The organism is Micromonospora sp. NPDC049089 (genome assembly GCF_040648775.1).
In the GTDB taxonomy this organism is placed as follows: domain Bacteria; phylum Actinomycetota; class Actinomycetes; order Mycobacteriales; family Micromonosporaceae; genus Micromonospora.
Genome location: NZ_JBEZEH010000168.1, coordinates 1 through 16,727 on the forward strand (window position 1 = coordinate 1; position 16,727 = coordinate 16,727).

A 16,727-nucleotide genomic window follows, 5' to 3' on the forward strand; every position below is an offset into this window, starting at 1 on the left:
GGCCCGCCCCGAGCTACGCCCCTCCCCCCCCCCCGCCGCGCGGCACGACGCGACCGCCGGTCCGCGCCAGCTTCTGCCGGCGCGGACCGTCGCGCATCGACCGACGTCGGCGGGCAACCTTCGGCGCGCTATGGTCTGGCGTGCGTGGCGGGTGCACAATACCCGCGCGGGCGATGATGCTCGCGTCGCGGATTCCGAGGGGTGAAACGCATGCAGCGGCCGGACTGGGCACCCGACACCATCGACATCGAGCGCCCGAGCGTCGCGCGGATGTACGACTACTACCTCGGCGGCTCGCACAACTTCGCCGCTGACCGGGCCGCCGCGCAGGCCATGGTCGCCGCGGTGCCCGAGGCGCCGTTGATGGCCCAGGCCAACCGGGCGTTCCTGCGCCGCGCCGTGCACCACCTCGCCGACGCCGGCATCCGGCAGTTCCTGGACATCGGTTCGGGCATCCCGACGGTCGGCAACGTGCACGAGATCGCCCAGCAGCTCGACCCCCGGTCGCGAGTGGTCTATGTGGACGTCGACCCGGTGGCGGTGGCGCACAGCCGCGAGATCCTCGCCGGCAACGAGCAGGCCGCAATCGTGCAGGAGGACCTGCGCAACCCGGAGGCGATCCTGGCCCATCCGGACGTCCACAAGCTGCTCGACCTGAGCCAACCGGTGGCCGTGATGATCGTGGCCGTCCTGCACTTCGTCCCCGATGACGACCGGCCGGCGGAGCTGCTGCGGACGCTGCGCGACGCGTTGGCGCCCGGCAGCTACCTGGTGCTGTCGCAGGCCAGCGACGACGGGCGCAGCGAGGACGAACGCGCCGAGGCGGAGCGGGTCTACCGGCGCACCGACAACCCGCTGTCGGTGCGCAGCCGCGCCGAGCTGACCGCGCTCTTCGACGGCTTCGAGCTGCTCGACCCGGGCGTGGTCTGGGTGCCCCAGTGGCGACCGGACACCCCGGAGAGCGCGGAGGACGCCGAGCGCGCGGTCTTCATGGGCGGCGTCGGGCGCCTCGGTGACTGAGTCGCCCGGGGCGGCCTCCCACCCGGGGACCTTCGCCCGGGCCTGGGCGAAGGCGGTCTCCGGCACCAGTTACCTACCGATGACCCAGGCCCAGTTGGAGTCCCTGCTGGACCGGCTCACCGGGCAACTGGCCGGGGCGCTGCTCACCGAGCCGTTCGACCTGCGTGCCGGGCACCGGGTCGGCGCCGAGTTGGTCGCCGCGCACATCGCTTCCGCCGAAGGGCTGGGTCGTACCGTCGAGGTCATCCAGCTCCGCCTGGTGCGCGACCTGGGCCTGGTGGCCGAGGACGTCGAGGACCGGATGGCCCGGCTGTTGGCGGCCGTGGCAACCGGCTACGCCCGCGCGCTGCGCGACCGGACGCTCGACGAGCAGGAGTCGATCCGCCGCGCCGCCATGCGGGCTCGCACCCAGGCCGAGCGGGCGCTGCGGGCCAGCGAGGCCCGTTTTCGGCATCAGGCCACCCACGACCCGCTGACCGGCCTGCCCAACCGGACGCTGTTCACCGAACGGCTCGCCGCCGCGCTCAACGAACCGGGCCGGGGCGCGCAGCGGGTCGGGGTGTGCTTCCTGGATCTGGACCGCTTCAAGGTGGTCAACGACACGCTGGGGCACCAGATCGGTGACCTGCTGCTGGCGACGGTGGCCGAGCGGCTGCGCAAGGCCATGGGTGAGCACCTGGTGGCCCGGCTCGGCGGCGACGAGTTCGTCATCCTGGTGGAACCCACCGCCGGCACCGACGACATGGTGGCGGTGGCCGAGACCGCGCTCGCCGCGGTAGGCACACCGGCCCTGGTCGACGGGCACGAGTTGCAGATCTCCGCGAGCATCGGCATCGTCGAGCGCCAGGTCGCCGGGGCCAACCCCACGGACCTGATGCGGGCCGCCGGCAGCACTCTGCACTGGGCGAAGTCCGCCGGTGGGGCACGCTGGGCGCTCTACGACGCCGAGCGCAACCAACGTGAACTGGCCTGCTACGCGCTCTCCGCGGCGATCCCGGCGGCGTTGGAGCGGGGCGAGTTCTACCTCGACTATCAGCCGCTGACCTCACTGCGCGACGGCAGCCTGGTCGGCGTGGAGGCGCTGGTCCGCTGGCGGCACCCCGAGTTGGGGGTGCTGCGCCCGGACAGCTTCATCGGGTTGGCCGAGGAGACCGGCCTGATCGTCCAGCTGGGCGGTTGGGTGTTGGCCGAGGCGTGCCGCGAGGCCGAGGCGTGGTCGGCCGGGGGTGCCGCCGCGCCCTTCGTCAGCGTCAACCTGGCGGTACGGCAGGTGCACCGGCCCGGGTTGGTGCAGGAGGTCCGGGCGCTGCTGCGGCAGACCGGCCTGCCACCGGAGCGGCTCCAACTGGAGATCACCGAGAGCACGATGATGAGCACCGCCGAGGAGCCCGTCCGCGCCCTGCGGGTCCTTGCCGACCTCGGGGTGCGCATCGCCATCGACGACTTCGGCACCGGCTACAGCAACCTGGCCTACCTGCGGGACCTGCCGGTGACCGAACTGAAGGTGGCCGGGGAGTTCGTGGCCGGCCTGCGGTCGCCCTCCGTCGGCCGCACCGACGAGCGGATCCTCGCCTCCCTGGTCTCGCTGGCGCACGCGCTGGACCTGACCGTCACCGCCGAGGGGGTGGAGACCGCCGGGCAGGCCGAGCGGCTACGCGCGATCGGCTGCGACGCGGCCCAGGGCTGGCACTTCGGCCGCCCGGCCCCCGCCGATCGCATCCTGGCCCGCATCCGCTGACCCTCGGGCCCGCCCACGCTCCACCCGTTCCCGCCCACTTCGCACACTGCGGCTCACCCGGCACCTATCACCCGCAGCTCGCCGGGCTCACCAGTGGGCGCTTCACGAAACTCGCAGGGGAGCAGCCGTGGCCAGGGGTCGAGCGAACGACGCGAGCGGACAGCGCGGCCCGGACACTGCGTTGAGTGTGATGTCTGTGAGTCATCTTGATGACTCACAGACATCATGCTGATTCCGGCAAGGCACGGCAGGCCGCCGAGACACGCCTGCGTGAGCCAACCCACCGCCAAAGTGGACGACGTCGCGGCTGGGCACCGCACCACGCGCCGCAGGGCAAGAGGTAGACACCGTCTACGGGGGCTGGTAGACAGTGTCTATGGACGCGGACGAGACGGGGCTGCGGGCTCGGTTGGTGGCCGTCGGGGTGGACCTCGTGCTGCGCGAGGGCCAGTCGGCGGTGTCGCTGCGGGAGATAGCCCGGCGCGCCGGGGTCTCGCACGGTGCACCGCGCCGCTACTTCCCCACCCACGTCGACCTGCTCTCCGCCATCGCCCGGGAGGGCTTCGCCGACCTCACCGCCCAGATCGAGCGAACGTTGCGCGACGTCGGTCCGGACCCCCGTACCCGATTGACCGCGCTGGCCCGGACGTACCTGGACTTCGCGGCGGCCCACCGCGGCATGTTCGAGCTGATGTTCCGCCACGACCTGCTGGACAGTGGCCGACTTCGGCTGCGCGAGACGAGCCTGCCGTTGTTCGCCATGCTGGCCGACCTGGTGGCGCAGGCACGCCGGCCCACCGACGCGCCCGCAGCGGTGCTGGCCGGCGCGCTCTGGGCGAACCTGCACGGCATCGCCCAACTCTGGGCCTGGGGCAGCCTGCCGCTGGCCACCGGCGCCACCGACGACGATGCCCTGCTGCACGCCGCGTTGGACGCGCACCTCGGCCCGACGCCCGCCTGAAAACCAACCCGGAGGACACGTGCCCCTGCTGTACGACGTCACCAAGCTGACCGTCGGCACCGTGCTGCGGTTTGGCTGGCAGCCCCGGGTGGAAGGGCTGGAGCACCTGCCCCGACACGGCGGCGCGATCCTCGCCGGCAACCACCTGTCCGTCGCCGACGAGTTGTTCCTCGTCTGCTCGGCGCCCCGACACGTCACCTTCTGGGCGAAGGTCGAGTACTTCAACGGCCGGGGTCCGGGCGGCTGGCTCAACCGGCGGATCGTCGCCGGCATGGGCGCCATCCCGGTCGACCGCGCCGACGGCCGGGCCGCCCTGCGCGCCCTCGACGCCGCCGTCCCGGTACTCCGCTCCGGCGGCCTGGTCGCCGTCTACCCGGAGGGCACCCGCTCCCCGGACGGGCGGCTCTACCGAGGCCGGGTCGGGATGACCCGGCTGGCCCGCGACGCCGGGGTGCCGATCATCCCGGTCGGCGTGCTCGGCACCGCCGAGGTGCTGCCGGTCGACGCGCGGCTGCCCCGTCGCCACCCGATCACCCTGCGGTTCGGCCCGCCGATCCCGGTCGCCGAGCGGATCAACGGGCCGCGGGACATCCGGACGGTCACCGACGAGGTGATGGCGGCGATCCAGCGGCTCACCGGCCAGGAGTACGTGCCGCACTACGCGCCCGCCCGGGAGAGCTGAACGCGGGCGGCGATCAGCCGGCGAGCAGTGCCGCCATGCGGTCCGCCTGCGTCTCCCAGCGCCACTCCCGTTCCACCCAGGCCCGGCCGGCCGCGCCCAGCTGACGGGCCAGGTCCCGGTCGGCGAGCAGCCGGGCGACCCGGTCGGCGAGCTGGGCGATGTCCCGGCCGCCCACGACGTAGCCGGTCTCCCCCTCCCGGACGGCGTCCGGCGCTCCCCCGGAGTCACCGGCCACCACCGGCAGGCCGGTCGCTGATGCCTCCAGGTAGACGATGCCCAGCCCTTCGACGTCGAGACCACGGTTGCGGGTACGGCACGGCATCGCGTAGACGTCACCGGCCGCGTAGTGCGCCGGCAACTCGACCGACGGCACAGTGCCGGTGAACACCACATCCCGTTCCACACCGGCCTGGCGGGCCAGCTTCTCCAGGGTCGCCCGGTACGGCCCGCCACCGACGATCAGCAGCGCCGCCTCGGGCACCCGGCGGCGGATCTCCGGCAGGGCCCGGATCAGGGTGTCCTGACCCTTGCGCGGCACCAGCCGGGACACACAGACGACCACCGGCCGGTCGGTCAAACCGAGCCGGGCCCGGACCTGTTCACCGTCCACGCTCGGGTGGTAGGTGTCCACGTCGACCCCGGGCGCGAGGCGGCGCAGCTCGGTCACCCCGTCCAGCACCCGGGCCAACCGGCTGCGCGTGTACTCGCCCAGATAGGTGGTCACGTCCACACCCCGACCGATGCGCCGCAGCGCCGGCCGGGCGGCCGGCACGGCCGCCCAACCGACCTCGTGGCCATGGGTCTGCGCCACCACCCGACGGATGCCGGCCCGCCGCCGCAGGCCGGCCGCGAGCAGGCCCAACGGGGCCGCCGCGCCGAACCACACCGTGTCGCAGTCGTACGCGCGAGCCAACCGGGCCGCCCTGCGGGCGATCAACGGGGTGGGCAACAACACCCGGGTGCGCTCCCGGATCACCTCGTACGGCTGGTCGGCGTCGAACTTCGCCGCCCCGCGCCAGCTCGACGCGTAGACGACCACCGAGCCGGCCGGTTGACGGACCGCGAGGTGGTGCACGAACGACTGGATCCCACCCGGGCGGGGCGGAAAGTCATTGGTGATCAGCAGGGTGCGGTTCATCGGCCGGCCTCCCGGGCGTACGCGCGGGCGGCGGCAATCCGCTCCACTGTGGACGGGTGTGAGGCCGAGTAGAGGTATTCCCAGCGGGGCGGGTCGGGGTCACCGAGGTTGACCGAGCCCAGCCGGCGCTGCATCGACTCGAAGGACTCCGGGTCGTCGGTGAGCGCGAGCGCGTGCGCATCGGCCCGCGCCTCCACCCGTCGGGACATCAGCGCCTGCACCGGAGCGGCGACCAGCCCGGCCACCGTGACCAGGGCGATCAGCAGCGGGAACGCGCGCGGTTGGGCCACCGAGTCGACACCTGCCAGCCGTAGCAGTGGCCCCCACGAGCCGAGCAGGTAGAGCGCCACCACGGCGGCCGCGGCACCCAGCGCCCCGGTCAGCGTGCCGGCCGCCACGTCGGAATCCTTCGCGTGCCCCAACTCGTGCGCCACGACGGCGGTCACCTCGGCCGGGGTCGCCTCGCGCAGCAGCGTGTCGTAGACGACCACCCGTCGGGTCGGCCCGAGACCGGAGACGTACGCGTTGACCGCCCTGGTGCGCCGGGAGGCATCGGCGACCAGCACGTCACGCACCGGCACCCCGTCGCGGGCGGCCATGCTCATCAGCTCGGTGCGCAACGGACCCTGCTCCATCGGGGTGAACCGGTTGAACACCGGCTCCACCAGCACCGGCAGCACGAACGACAGCAGCACCACGAGCACGGCGGCGCCGGCCGCACCGAATGCCCACCACCAGCGTGGCGCGAGCCGGATGACTGCGTAGAAGCCGAACAGCGCCACCGCGCCGATCACCGCGCTGACGGCGTACGACTTGAGCAGGTCGACAGCCCAGCCGCTCCAGCCGTTGGTGCTCAACCCGTAGCGGGTGAGCACGCTCTGCCGCCAGGCGGCGAACGGGAGCGTCACCAGGTCGGCGACGAGCACCACCGCCAGCCCGCCGAGCACGGCCTGCGCTGCCCAGTGCCCACCGAAGGGCCGGCCGACCAGCTCGACCAGGCGACTGCCCAGCGGGGTCAACCCGAGCGCGAGGGCGATCAGCAGCCCGACGGCGAGCGCGGCGTAGCCACCGGGACGCAGCGCGGCTCGGAACTCCCGCCCCTTGGCCACCTGCTCGGCCGGCAGGTCGCCCAGCGCGGCGAGCTGGTCGGCCCGAGGTGCCGGCGGACGGTGCCACGGGATGAGCAACGCGGCCAGCACGACCAGCACGAGGGCCAGCCCGGCCAGGGTCAGCAGCGCCCAACCCCGCGGCGTCACCGCGTCACCGCCCGGCGGGCCGGATCGCCGCCACCGGACGCAGCGCCACCGGACGCAGCGCCACCGGACGCAGCGCCGCCGACGAGCCCGCCGTCGTCCCGCCGTACCTCGCTCATCGCGCCGCTCCTCCCGCCGTGACCGCTCATCCTATGGCCCGCGAGAAGCCTGCTTCCGGGCGCGGTGTAAGGCTCAGGCGACCCGGCGGGCGGGGCGGCGGGGAGCGACCTCCGGGCGCGCGGGCGCGGCCAGCACCTCCACGTCGAAGCCGGACCGGGCGAGCACCTCGATGGCCTCGACCTCGGCGGCGACCAACCCGGCCGCCGGGGACGTCTCGTCGAACAGGGCGGTCAGCGGGCAGCCGGAACAGCCGTCGGCCCGCTTCGCGCACCCGTCGCAGTCGATGAGCATCACGCCTCCTGATCGGCTCGCGGCACACGGGCGACTCCTTTTGTCGCCGACCGGGCACCGTCGGTGACATCGACACTAACCACCGGGTACGACAGCAACCCGATCCGACCGCCTGTTTCAGGGCTAGATCCACTCCAGATCAGCGATATCGGGGTATCCCACCCGACCGGGAGGAACTCGTGCCGACCGAGCGAAGGGGAGGCATCGTTTGGCCGACCGACCACCCGGGCACTGAGCGACCGTGGCCGATCTCGATGCTTCGTCCGTCGTGGAGTTCCGGTACTCCCCGCGCCGACATCGCCTCGCCATGGCTCTCGCCGTGCTGGTCGGCGCGGCTCTCCTCACCTTCTACACGGTGGTGTTCGACGAGGCGTGGTGGAAGGTGCTGCTGCGCTTCGGCATGATCGGCGGCTGCGTCGCGCTGACCACCAACTGGCAGCTGCGCCATCAGCCTCGCCTGCCGCTGCGGTTGACCGACGAAACGCTGCACCTGAGCGGACCGAAGGGGACCACACTCAGCATCGACTGGGTCAACGTGGCCAGCGCCCAGGTGCGGGGACGCCTGGATCCGCGGCTGGTGGTCGTGACCCGCGACCCGCAGCAGACTCGTCCGCCCATGCGAGCCGGACAGTGGTCGCCTCCCGGACGCGGCCCCTACGAGCTGGTCGTCCGGCTCACCTGGATGGAGCCGCGCACCGACGCACTGCGTCGCGAGCTGACCCGGCGACTACCGGCCATCGGACAGCGGCCCGAGCAGCAGTGAGGGCCAGGTGTCAGCGCTGCGCGTCGAGGTCACGCAGGGCGAAGCGCAGATGCTGCCACTCCTCGTTCAGGATCACGTGAAGGCAGTGCCGGACGGACACGATGTGCTCGGGCCACCACGCGCTCGGCCGAGACTCGGCCAGCACGTCCGGCGTGACGGTAGCGAGGAAATCGCGCACCATCGCCTGCCGCTCGGCCCGCACCCGAAGGACCACCTCGAAGGCAGGCTGCTCCGTGGCGAAGACCGACATGTCGAAGCCGTCGGTCTCGTACTCGACATGCGACTGGCCGAGCGGATGGAACGGCCGCGGCAGGCGCAGGATCGCCTTGCCCAGCCACACGTCGGCGGCGAACACGAGGTGACGCAGCGTCTGCGCGAACGACCACTCGCCGTGGATCGAGACGTCGACAGCGCCCTCGGGCATGGCGAGGACCCGATCGACCGCCGCCGCCCAGGCTCGCTCGGCCGCCGCCCACCCCTCCCTCAGATCGGCGGGTTCGCTGGCCCGCCTGAGATCGCGGCCGGGGAACCGCCGGTCGAGCTCAGCCTCGACGAGCGGGACCACATCGACACCGTTGACCAGCAGCGCGGTCTCGGCCAACCACGGCGCGTCGATGTCCAGGCCACTCACGTCGACGCCGCGCATCACCGCGCCGGCCAGCGTCGATCTGTCGAAACGCGCACCCCGCAGATCCTCGTCGACGAAGACCTTGACCTCATCACGAGCCATCACGACTCCCGTCCCTCGGCGGTCGCGGCGATGCTAACGCCCCGGTGCGACAGCCTGCGCGGCCACGCAGCGGTGCGGCAGCAGGACGTGCCCGAAACGGCTCAGGAGCGGGCGAGCCGCCGCAGCAGCGAGTCCGCGCCCAGCGGGTACGCGCCGTGGCGGCGTACCCCGTCGGCGACCTCGCGGTCCGACGAGACCACGACCACCGGCCGGCCCGCCGGCTCGGCACGGACCAGTCGCCGGATCAGCTCGTCGGCGGTCTCACCCTTGCGGGAGAAGAGCACCCGTACGCCGCGCGGCGCGGGCGGCAGCCCGTGCATCCGCTCGGCGCCGTCGAAGACCACAGTGACCTCGTCGCCGGTCTGCGCGGCGATCCCGCCCAGCCCGGTGATCAGGCGTTTGCGCTGCTGCTCCAGGGACATCTCGCCGAAGCCACGCTTGGTGACGTTGTAGCCGTCCACCACCAGGTGCGCCCGGGGCAGGGCGAGCAACTGGTCGAGCCGGGCCGGGTCATCGGTGTCGCGGGCGCGGGCGGCGGGGCCGGCCGGGGCGGTGCCCGGCTGCTCGGCGAACGCGTCGGCGACGAAGTCGGCCGGGAGTTTGTCCACCGGGTCTAGCGCCAGCTCCCGGCGCAGCCCGACGGCGGCCTGGCCGATGGTCTCCAGGAGCAGCCAGAGCCGGGCGTCGTCGACCGAGCGCGCCTCCTTGGCGCTGGCGCGGGCCACCCCGGCGGAGGCCTCGGCCTCGGCCAGCCGGGCCCGGGCGCGACGGAGTTCGGCGTCCACGTCGGCGCTGGCGCGGGCCGCCCGGCCGCGCTCGGTGGCCAACAGCTCGGTGGCCTTGCGCTCGCGGGCCTGGGTCTCGCGCAGGGTGCGGGCCACCTGTCGGGACTCCTCGCGGAGCTGACCCAGCTCCTCCCGGACGCGGGCCAACTCGTCGCGCAGCTTCTCGGCCTCGACCCGGGCCACCGCGCGGTCGTGCTCGGCCCGGGTTGCCCGCTGCTCGGCCTCGCGGACCAACTCGGCGACGACGGCGCTGTCCGCCTCGGCGCGCACTGCCGCGCCGCTGGCGTCGATCAGCTCCCGCCAGCCACGGGGCCGGGCCAGGTAGGCCAGCGCAGCCACCTCGACCGGGTCGGCGGCGGCCGGCGCGGTGCCCTCGACCACCGCCGCACCGAGGTCACCGGCGTCGGCCAGGACCCGCGCGGTGACCCGCTGCCGGAACAGCGGGTCGGCGGTGAGCTGGGCGGCGATGACGGGCGCGCCGAGCCGGGCGCGTCGGTTGGGGGCGAACTTGGCAACCCGGCGCAAGGGCACCGGGACCTCGTCGGTGGGGAGGGTGGGCAGCACCGCGGCGGTCAGCGTCACGATCCGCTGCCGGACCGGCTCGGGCAGGGTCGGCTCCGGCTCGGCGGCGGGGCCGTCGACCATTGTCGGGTCCGATGCGTCCAATGTGCCGTTGACTACGTTGTCGTCCGGGTTGCCCACAGCACCGTCGAGCGCGACCGGATCCTCCTGCGGGAGGTGGTCGTCGTACGGCTCGGTGAGGGGCATGTGGCAAGTCTCCCACCGCGACCGGGCCCACCGCCCGGTGAGTGAGCCGATCTCTCATCCTAGCCCCATGGTGACTGATGGGACGGCTGCGACGGGAGTGTCGGACCGGGGCGCTAGCGTGCCGCCGATGGCACAGGCGGAGTACGTCCAGGAGTCACTGGCCGGTCTCGACTCAGCGGTGGGCGGGGTGGACCCGGCTCTGCCGCTCTACGCGACGACCTTCGTGGTGGTCGACCTGGAGACCACCGGCGGCGCGCCGGACGGCGGCGGCATCACCGAGATCGGCGCGGTCAAGGTGCGCGGTGGCGAGCAGTTGGGGGTGCTGGCGACCCTGGTCAACCCGGGCCAGCCGATTCCGCCGTTCATCACGGTGCTGACCGGCATCACCCAGGCCATGCTGGTGCCGGCGCCACCGATCGAGCAGGTGCTGCCGAGCTTCCTGGAGTTCATCGACGACGCGGTGCTGGTGGCCCACAACGCCCCGTACGACGTGGGCTTCCTCAAGGCCGCGTGCGCGAAGCACGGTTACCGCTGGCCCAACCCCCGGGTCCTGGACACCGCAGCACTCGCCCGCCGGGTGCTGACCCGCGACGAGGTGCCCAACCGCAAGCTCGGCACCCTGGCCGCCTACTTCCGCACCGCCACCCAGCCCACCCACCGGGCGTTGGACGACGCGAAGGCCACCGTCGACGTGCTGCACGGGCTGATCGGCCGGCTCGGCGGGCACCGGGTGGACACGATCGGCGACGCCATCGAGTTCGCCCGCGCGGTCACCCCGACCCAGCGCCGCAAGCGGCACCTGGCCGAGGGGTTGCCCAAGGTTCCCGGGGTCTACATCTTCCGGGCCGCCGACGACCGGCCACTCTACGTGGGCACCTCCGTCGACATCGCCACCCGGGTGCGCAGCTACTTCACCGCCGGCGAGAAGCGCGCCCGAATCTCGGAGATGCTGGGCGCGGCCGAGCGGGTCGAGGCGGTGGAGTGCGCCCACTCGTTGGAGGCGGAGGTCCGTGAGCTGCGGTTGATCGCCGCGCACGCGCCGCCGTACAACCGCCGGTCCAAATACCCGGAACGGATGGTCTGGCTCAAGCTGACCGACGGTCCGTACCCTCGATTGTCGATCGTCCGCGACCTCTCCCCCACCGACACCGCGTACCTCGGGCCGTTCACCTCCCGACGGGCCGCCGAGCTGGCCGCCGCCGGTTTCCACGACGCGGTGCCACTGCGCCAGTGCACGCACCGGCTCTCGCTGCGCACCGTCACGCCGGCCTGCGCGCTGGCCGAGCTGGGTCGCTGCCCGGCGCCCTGCGAACACAAGATCACCCCCGAGGAGTACGACGACAGCGCCGCCGCGCCCTTCCGCACCGCGACGGCCAGCGACCCTCAGCCGGTGGTGGACGCGCTGCTCGCGCGGATCGACGTGCTCTCGGCCGACCAGCGCTACGAGGAGGCCGCCGTTGTGCGGTCCCGGCTGGCCGCGGTGCTGCGGGCCACGGTGCGGATGCAGCGGCTGGCCGCGCTGACCGGGATCGTCGAGTTGGCCGCGGCCCGACCGGCCGCCCGGGGCGGCTGGGAGTTGGCGTTGGTCCGGCACGGCCGACTGGCCGGTGCGGGCGTGTCCCCGCCGGGCGTGCACCCGCGTCCCACGTTGACCACGATCCGGGCCACCGCCGAGACGGTGTCCGGCGGGCACGGTCCGGTGCCGGCGGCGACCGCCGAAGAGTCCGAGCGCATCCTGTCCTGGTTGGAGCGACCGGAGACCCGACTCGTCGAGATGTCCTCCGGTTGGTCCTCTCCGGCGAGTGGCGCGGCCCGGTTCCGTGACCTGCTGGCGAAGGCCGAGGGCGGTGCGTCCCATCAACTCTCGACCGAACGCTCATGACCAACTGACCGATCGGACTACGTCGACTCGCTTAGGCTGTTAAGGAAGTGCAGTCCTGCCCGATTCGTGGGCCTGCTCCCCCGCCGGGATCCGGCGGTGTGGAGCCGGGGTGAGGAGGTGTCCCTCGTGGACGTCGACGCCGGACACGGCGCCGCCTTGGGGGGCGCCCTGCCGACACAGCCGGGTGAGCTGCCGCTCGCCCGCCGGCTGCGGTCGCTGCTCAGCTGGCCGACCACCGACTCGGACCCGGTCACCCAACTGGTCCGCACCCACCGGGGCATCCACGCCGGCACCGACCCCGCGGTGCTGCGCCGTGCCTACACGATCGCGGAAAACATGCACCGCGGGCAGTTCCGCAAGAGCGGGGAACCGTACATCACCCACCCCCTCGCGGTGGCGCAGATCTGCGCCGAGCTGGGGATGGACACCACCACCCTGGTCGCGGCGCTGCTGCACGACACCGTGGAGGACACCCGCTACACCCTCCAGGCGCTCTCCGAGGACTTCGGCGGCGAGGTGGCCCACCTGGTCGACGGGGTGACCAAGTTCGACAAGGCGTTCTACGGCAAGGCCGCCGAGGCGGAGACGGTCCGCAAGATGATCGTCGCGGCCGCCAAGGACGTCCGGGTGCTGATCATCAAACTGGCCGACCGGCTGCACAACATGCGGACGCTCGGGGTGCGCTCCGCGTCGTCGCGGGAACGGATCGCCCGCAAGACCCAGGAGGTGCTGGTCCCGCTCTGCGACCGGCTGGGCATCCAGACCCTCAAACGCGAGCTGGACGACGTGGTGCTGCTGCACCTCGAGCCCGACGAGCACGCCCGGCTGGCCCGGCACGTGCACGATCGGCCGGGTTGGGATTCGTACCTCGACTCGGTGGTCACCCGGGCCCGGGTGGCGCTGCGCCGCAGCCGGGTCGACGCCGAGGTGAGCCCCCGTCCCCGGCACCTCTACTCGATCTGGAAGGACACCATCGCCGGCGGCCACACCGCCCCGTACGACCTGCCCCGCATCGTGGTGGTGGTCGACGGCCCGGCCACCGACTGTTACGCCGCGCTGGGCGCGATCCACGGCACCTGGCGACCGGTGCCCGGCCGCTTCAAGGACTTCATCGCCTCGCCGAAGAACAACCTCTACCGTTCGCTGCACACCAGCGTCTGCGGCCCCCAGGACCGCACCGTGGAGGTGCTGATCCGCACCGAGGAGATGCACCGCTCGGCCGAGTACGGCATCGCCGCCGACTTCCGTTTCCCCAGCTCCGGCAGCAGCACCGCAGCGGCACGTGCCGAGCAGCTGGACTGGCTGCGCCGGGTGCTCGACTGGGAGCCGGACGCCGCCGACCCGGCACAGTTCTACGAGTCGCTGCGCTGCGACCTGGCCGAGGGGCAGATCCAGGTCTTCGCCGACGGGCGGCAGGTCGTGCTGCCGGCCGGTGCCACGCCTGTCGACCTCGCGTACGAGCTGGGCAACGACCGGGGCGACCACTGCCTGGCCGCACGCATCAACGGTCGGCTGGCCCCGCTCAGTTCGGAGCTGGACGAGGGCGACGTGGTGGAGATCTTCACCGAGAACGACGGCGACAACGGCTTCGAGGCCGGTGTGGCGCCGCGCGGTCCCCGGCGGGAGTGGCTGACCTTCGTCAAGTCGCCGCACGCGCAGATGCAGATCAACAGATGGTTCGCCGAGCACACCGAGCCGGGCATCACGATCAGCGACAAGGTGCGGCTCGGTCGGGCCACCATCGGGCTCGCCCTGCGCCAGCACAACCGGGGCCTCGCCAGTGACCTGCCGTTACTGCGCCTCTCCGAGGAGTTGGGCTACCCCGACCTGGAAACCCTGTTGGTCGCGGTCTTCGACCGGGTGATCGAACCGGACACCGTGGTCCGCCAGCTCATCGACCTGGTCGACCATCGACAGTGACCCGGCCGGCCCCAGCCCGTACGAAGGACATTCGTGACCACTAGCCTGGGGTCATGATCCCCCGCTCCCGCGCCACCGCTCGGGCCCTCTTTTACCAGGCTTTCTACCGGCTGCCGCTGCCGGTGCGTCGGCGCCTGGTCCGGTTGGCGGTGCCCAAGTACATCGTCGGCGCGGTGACCCTGGTACGGGACACCGAGGCGACGGGCGCGGGTCGGTTGCTCATGCTCCGCCAGCCTCCCGGCAAGGGTTGGTCACTCCCCGCCGGCCTGCTCAACCGGGGTGAGGCGCCGGTGGTGGGCGCGGCCCGGGAGCTGTTCGAGGAGTCCGGCGTCCGGCTTCCACCGTCCCGGCTGCGCCCGGCGGTGCCGAACGCGATAGTGCACGCCAAGGGCTGGGTGGACATGGTCTTCGAGGCCGAGGTGCCGGCGTCCAGCACCCAACTGACCGTCGACGGCGGGGAGGTCTTCGAGGCCGCCTGGCACCCCCTGGACGACCTGCCCAAGCTGACCTGGCCGACGGCCCGGCTGCTCGCCTACTACGACATCGGGCCACTCGCCGGGCAGTTCCCGCCGCCGGTGCCCGACGAGACCCCGTGACCGGCGCGGTCGGTGTGCCGGCCGAGTTGTGCGCGGTGGTGCTGGCCGCCGGCGAGGGCACGCGGCTGCGCCCGCTCACCGAACGGCTGCCCAAGGCGCTCTGCCCGGTGGGCAACGTGCCCCTGCTGGATCGGGCGTTGGCGCGGCTGGCCGGCCTGGGCCTGGCCGGTGCCGACCGGGTCGCTGTGAACGCCTGCTACCTCGGCGACCAGGTGGTGGCGCACGTCGGCGACCGCGCACACCTGTCGGTGGAGCCGGGCGACCCGCTGGGCACCGCCGGCGGGGTAGCCAACCTGCGGGACTGGATCGACGGCCGTCCGGTGCTGGTCGGCAACGCCGACGCGTACCTCGCCGACCCGGCTGCTCCCCCGGGCCCGGACGTGGCCGCCCTGCTCGACGGCTGGGACGGGCACACCGTACGCCTGCTCGGCCAGCCCGCCGCGGACCCGGCGGCGCCGGGTACCTTCGCCGGGCACTGCTTCACCGGCTTCTCGCTGCTGCCCTGGCGGCTGGTCCGGGACCTGCCGGTCGTCTTCTCGGACCTGGTTCGCGCCGTGTGGCGTCCGGCCGAGGCCGCGGGCGCCCTGACCGTGGTGTCCTACCCGGGCACCTTCTTCGACACCGGCACCCCGGCCGACTACCTGGCGGCCAACCTGCACGCCGCGGCCGGCGGCGTTCTCGTCGAGGAGTCCGCGACGGTGACCGGCCACTGCGTGGAGTCGGTCGTCGGCGCGGGAGCGCGGGTGGACGGTGACGTGTCACGCACCGTGGTGTGGCCGGGCGCGACAGTGCGGGCCGGCGAGCGGCTGCGAAACGTGATCCGGGCCGGCAGCGACCTGACCGTGCCCTGCCCCGCCCAGGGCTGAGCACCGACGGCTCCCGCCTCCGGTCCCGGACCGGAACGGACCGGAACATGCTCCCGCCTCCGGTCCCGGACCGGAACATCTAGCATGGGCGACGACGCCGACGAACGGAGAAATGCCCCGTGATCACCGCGATCGTGCTGATCGACTGCGCCACCGACGCGATCCCCGAGGTGGCGGAGAACCTGGCCAACCTTCCCGGTGTCAGCGAGGTCTACTCGGTGGCCGGGCACGTCGACCTCATCGCCATCGTCCGGGTCCGCGAGTTCGACCAGATCGCCCAGGTCATCGCGGGCAGCATCTCCAAGGTCCCGGGGGTGCTCAACACCGAGTCCCACATCGCCTTCCGGGCGTACTCCCAGCACGACCTGGAGGAGACGTTCGCGATCGGTCTGGCCAGCGCCGACTGACCCGCTCGCCGTTTTGGGGCCGGTGCCGCCCGCAGGACGGCGCGTGGCACGCACAGGGCGGCCGCCCCACCGCGAGGGTGGGCCGGCCGTCTGCTTGTGGCTACGTCAGCTCTCGCTGGGAGCCGGTACCTCGGTGCTGCCACCGCCCGGAGCCGGCGACTCGGTGCCGGTGCCACCCGGAGCCGGCGACTCGGTGACAGTGCCACCCGGAGCCGGCGACTCGGTGCCGGTGCCGCCCGGGCTGGGCGTGCCGCTGGCGCTGGTCTGCGGAACCGGGATGCCCAGCTTGTTCGCGAGCGCCACCAACTCGTCGTAGTGCGTCTGAAGCGTCGGAAGCGCCGTCTGCGCCAACTGGACCACCGACTGCTCGGAGCCCTGCGAGATCTCCGTCTGGGTGGCCTGGATGGCCTGGACGTGACCGGCCAGCTCACTGGTCACCCAGAGCCGGTCGAACTCCGCGCCGCTGGCGTTGTTCAGCTTGTCGATGACCGCCTGCTGATCGGCGCTGGGCTCGTTCGGCAGTTCCACCCCGAGCTGCGACGCGGTCTGCTGCACCGTCTGGTCGAGCTGGGTGTGGTCGGTCTTCAGCATCGCGCCCAGGTCCTTCACCCCCTGGTCGTGACCCTTCTGCTGAGCCAGGTCACCAGCGGTGATCTCGAACAGGTTGACCTGGTGTACCGCCTGCAGGTACTGGGTGTCCTGCGTTGACGGCTGTGCCGCGGCCGGACGGGCCGCCGGCCGGGCGGCATCTGCTGGGCTGGTGGCGTGCGGTGCCGCCGTTCGCCGCGTTGTTCGAGCCGGCGGGTG

Annotated in this window: 16 protein-coding genes; 10 read left to right on the plus strand and 6 right to left on the minus strand. The window is 72.9% G+C overall.

From position 1 onward, the window contains the following. Positions 1-210: 210 nt before the first annotated feature. The 4 genes from AB0B48_RS24730 (at position 211) to AB0B48_RS24745 (ending at position 4,401) form a co-directional block, all read left to right on the plus strand. Positions 211-1,020: an SAM-dependent methyltransferase gene (locus AB0B48_RS24730; RefSeq protein WP_357205468.1), complete on the plus strand. Its 810-nt coding sequence runs from the start codon at positions 211-213 to the stop codon at positions 1,018-1,020. A 79-nt stretch (positions 1,021-1,099) separates the two neighbouring features. Beyond that, a complete protein-coding gene (locus AB0B48_RS24735) occupies positions 1,100-2,758 on the plus strand; it encodes a bifunctional diguanylate cyclase/phosphodiesterase (protein ID WP_357205506.1) in 1,659 nt (552 codons plus the stop codon). 376 nt (positions 2,759-3,134) lie between these two features. Next, positions 3,135-3,719 (plus strand): TetR/AcrR family transcriptional regulator, encoded by a 585-nt coding sequence (locus AB0B48_RS24740; protein ID WP_357205471.1) that lies wholly within the window; start codon positions 3,135-3,137, stop codon positions 3,717-3,719. Positions 3,720-3,738: 19 nt separating this feature from the next. Further along, a complete protein-coding gene (locus tag AB0B48_RS24745) occupies positions 3,739-4,401 on the plus strand; it encodes a lysophospholipid acyltransferase family protein (RefSeq protein WP_357205474.1) in 663 nt (220 codons plus the stop codon). Positions 4,402-4,414: 13 nt separating this feature from the next. On the opposite strand, the gene AB0B48_RS24750 is transcribed toward AB0B48_RS24745, so the two are convergent. The 3 genes from AB0B48_RS24750 to AB0B48_RS24760 all read right to left on the minus strand — a co-directional run bounded on the left by AB0B48_RS24750 (position 4,415) and on the right by AB0B48_RS24760 (position 7,203). Further along, positions 4,415-5,539, minus strand: coding sequence for a glycosyltransferase family 4 protein (locus AB0B48_RS24750; RefSeq protein ID WP_357205477.1), 1,125 nt, complete (start codon positions 5,537-5,539; stop codon positions 4,415-4,417). Continuing rightward, positions 5,536-6,795 (minus strand): M48 family metalloprotease, encoded by a 1,260-nt coding sequence (locus AB0B48_RS24755; RefSeq protein WP_357205480.1) that lies wholly within the window; start codon positions 6,793-6,795, stop codon positions 5,536-5,538. The genes AB0B48_RS24750 and AB0B48_RS24755 overlap by 4 nt, the downstream gene beginning before the upstream one ends. A gap of 189 nt (positions 6,796-6,984) precedes the next feature. Continuing rightward, positions 6,985-7,203, minus strand: coding sequence for a hypothetical protein (locus AB0B48_RS24760; protein WP_357205483.1), 219 nt, complete (start codon positions 7,201-7,203; stop codon positions 6,985-6,987). Between the two features lie 241 nt (positions 7,204-7,444). Between AB0B48_RS24760 and AB0B48_RS24765 the strand changes: the two genes are divergently transcribed. Next, complete coding sequence (locus AB0B48_RS24765) at positions 7,445-7,966, plus strand: hypothetical protein (protein WP_357205486.1); 522 nt, start codon at positions 7,445-7,447, stop codon at positions 7,964-7,966. A 10-nt stretch (positions 7,967-7,976) separates the two neighbouring features. Here the strand turns inward: AB0B48_RS24765 and AB0B48_RS24770 are convergent, their stop codons facing one another. Together AB0B48_RS24770 and AB0B48_RS24775 are read right to left on the minus strand one after the other, a co-directional pair. After that, positions 7,977-8,696 (minus strand): DinB family protein, encoded by a 720-nt coding sequence (locus AB0B48_RS24770; protein WP_357205489.1) that lies wholly within the window; start codon positions 8,694-8,696, stop codon positions 7,977-7,979. Between the two features lie 101 nt (positions 8,697-8,797). After that, positions 8,798-10,249 carry an NYN domain-containing protein gene (locus AB0B48_RS24775; RefSeq protein WP_357205492.1) on the minus strand — a complete coding sequence of 484 codons (1,452 nt, stop codon included), beginning with the start codon at positions 10,247-10,249 and terminating at the stop codon, positions 8,798-8,800. A 127-nt stretch (positions 10,250-10,376) separates the two neighbouring features. Here AB0B48_RS24775 and AB0B48_RS24780 point away from each other — a divergent pair, with 127 nt between their 5' ends. From AB0B48_RS24780 to AB0B48_RS24800, 5 genes are all read left to right on the plus strand, one after another. Beyond that, a complete protein-coding gene (locus AB0B48_RS24780; protein WP_357205495.1) occupies positions 10,377-12,131 on the plus strand; it encodes a DEDD exonuclease domain-containing protein in 1,755 nt (584 codons plus the stop codon). A 126-nt stretch (positions 12,132-12,257) separates the two neighbouring features. Further along, a complete protein-coding gene (locus AB0B48_RS24785) occupies positions 12,258-14,051 on the plus strand; it encodes an HD domain-containing protein (RefSeq protein WP_357205509.1) in 1,794 nt (597 codons plus the stop codon). 53 nt (positions 14,052-14,104) lie between these two features. Beyond that, a complete protein-coding gene (locus tag AB0B48_RS24790) occupies positions 14,105-14,647 on the plus strand; it encodes an NUDIX domain-containing protein (RefSeq protein ID WP_355007737.1) in 543 nt (180 codons plus the stop codon). Further along, complete coding sequence (locus AB0B48_RS24795; protein ID WP_357205499.1) at positions 14,644-15,513, plus strand: sugar phosphate nucleotidyltransferase; 870 nt, start codon at positions 14,644-14,646, stop codon at positions 15,511-15,513. The genes AB0B48_RS24790 and AB0B48_RS24795 overlap by 4 nt, the downstream gene beginning before the upstream one ends. Before the next feature lie 119 nt (positions 15,514-15,632). After that, positions 15,633-15,920 carry an Lrp/AsnC ligand binding domain-containing protein gene (locus AB0B48_RS24800; protein ID WP_124772802.1) on the plus strand — a complete coding sequence of 96 codons (288 nt, stop codon included), beginning with the start codon at positions 15,633-15,635 and terminating at the stop codon, positions 15,918-15,920. 105 nt (positions 15,921-16,025) lie between these two features. Here AB0B48_RS24800 and AB0B48_RS24805 read toward each other — a convergent pair. Next, on the minus strand, positions 16,026-16,727 hold a 702-nt coding region (locus AB0B48_RS24805), incomplete at its 5' end, for a DUF4142 domain-containing protein (protein WP_357205503.1).

What these genes read in the sequence shown, in the direction of transcription:
- AB0B48_RS24730 (WP_357205468.1), top strand. Translation starts at nt 211, where the DNA reads ATGCAGCGGCCGGACTGGGCACCCGACACCATCGACATCGAGCGCCCG.
- AB0B48_RS24735 (WP_357205506.1), top strand. Translation starts at nt 1,100, where the DNA reads ATGACCCAGGCCCAGTTGGAGTCCCTGCTGGACCGGCTCACCGGGCAA.
- AB0B48_RS24740 (WP_357205471.1), top strand. Translation starts at nt 3,135, where the DNA reads ATGGACGCGGACGAGACGGGGCTGCGGGCTCGGTTGGTGGCCGTCGGG.
- AB0B48_RS24750 (WP_357205477.1), bottom strand. Translation starts at nt 5,539, where the DNA reads ATGAACCGCACCCTGCTGATCACCAATGACTTTCCGCCCCGCCCGGGT.
- AB0B48_RS24760 (WP_357205483.1), bottom strand. Translation starts at nt 7,203, where the DNA reads ATGCTCATCGACTGCGACGGGTGCGCGAAGCGGGCCGACGGCTGTTCC.
- AB0B48_RS24770 (WP_357205489.1), bottom strand. Translation starts at nt 8,696, where the DNA reads ATGGCTCGTGATGAGGTCAAGGTCTTCGTCGACGAGGATCTGCGGGGT.
- AB0B48_RS24775 (WP_357205492.1), bottom strand. Translation starts at nt 10,249, where the DNA reads ATGCCCCTCACCGAGCCGTACGACGACCACCTCCCGCAGGAGGATCCG.
- AB0B48_RS24780 (WP_357205495.1), top strand. Translation starts at nt 10,377, where the DNA reads ATGGCACAGGCGGAGTACGTCCAGGAGTCACTGGCCGGTCTCGACTCA.
- AB0B48_RS24790 (WP_355007737.1), top strand. Translation starts at nt 14,105, where the DNA reads ATGATCCCCCGCTCCCGCGCCACCGCTCGGGCCCTCTTTTACCAGGCT.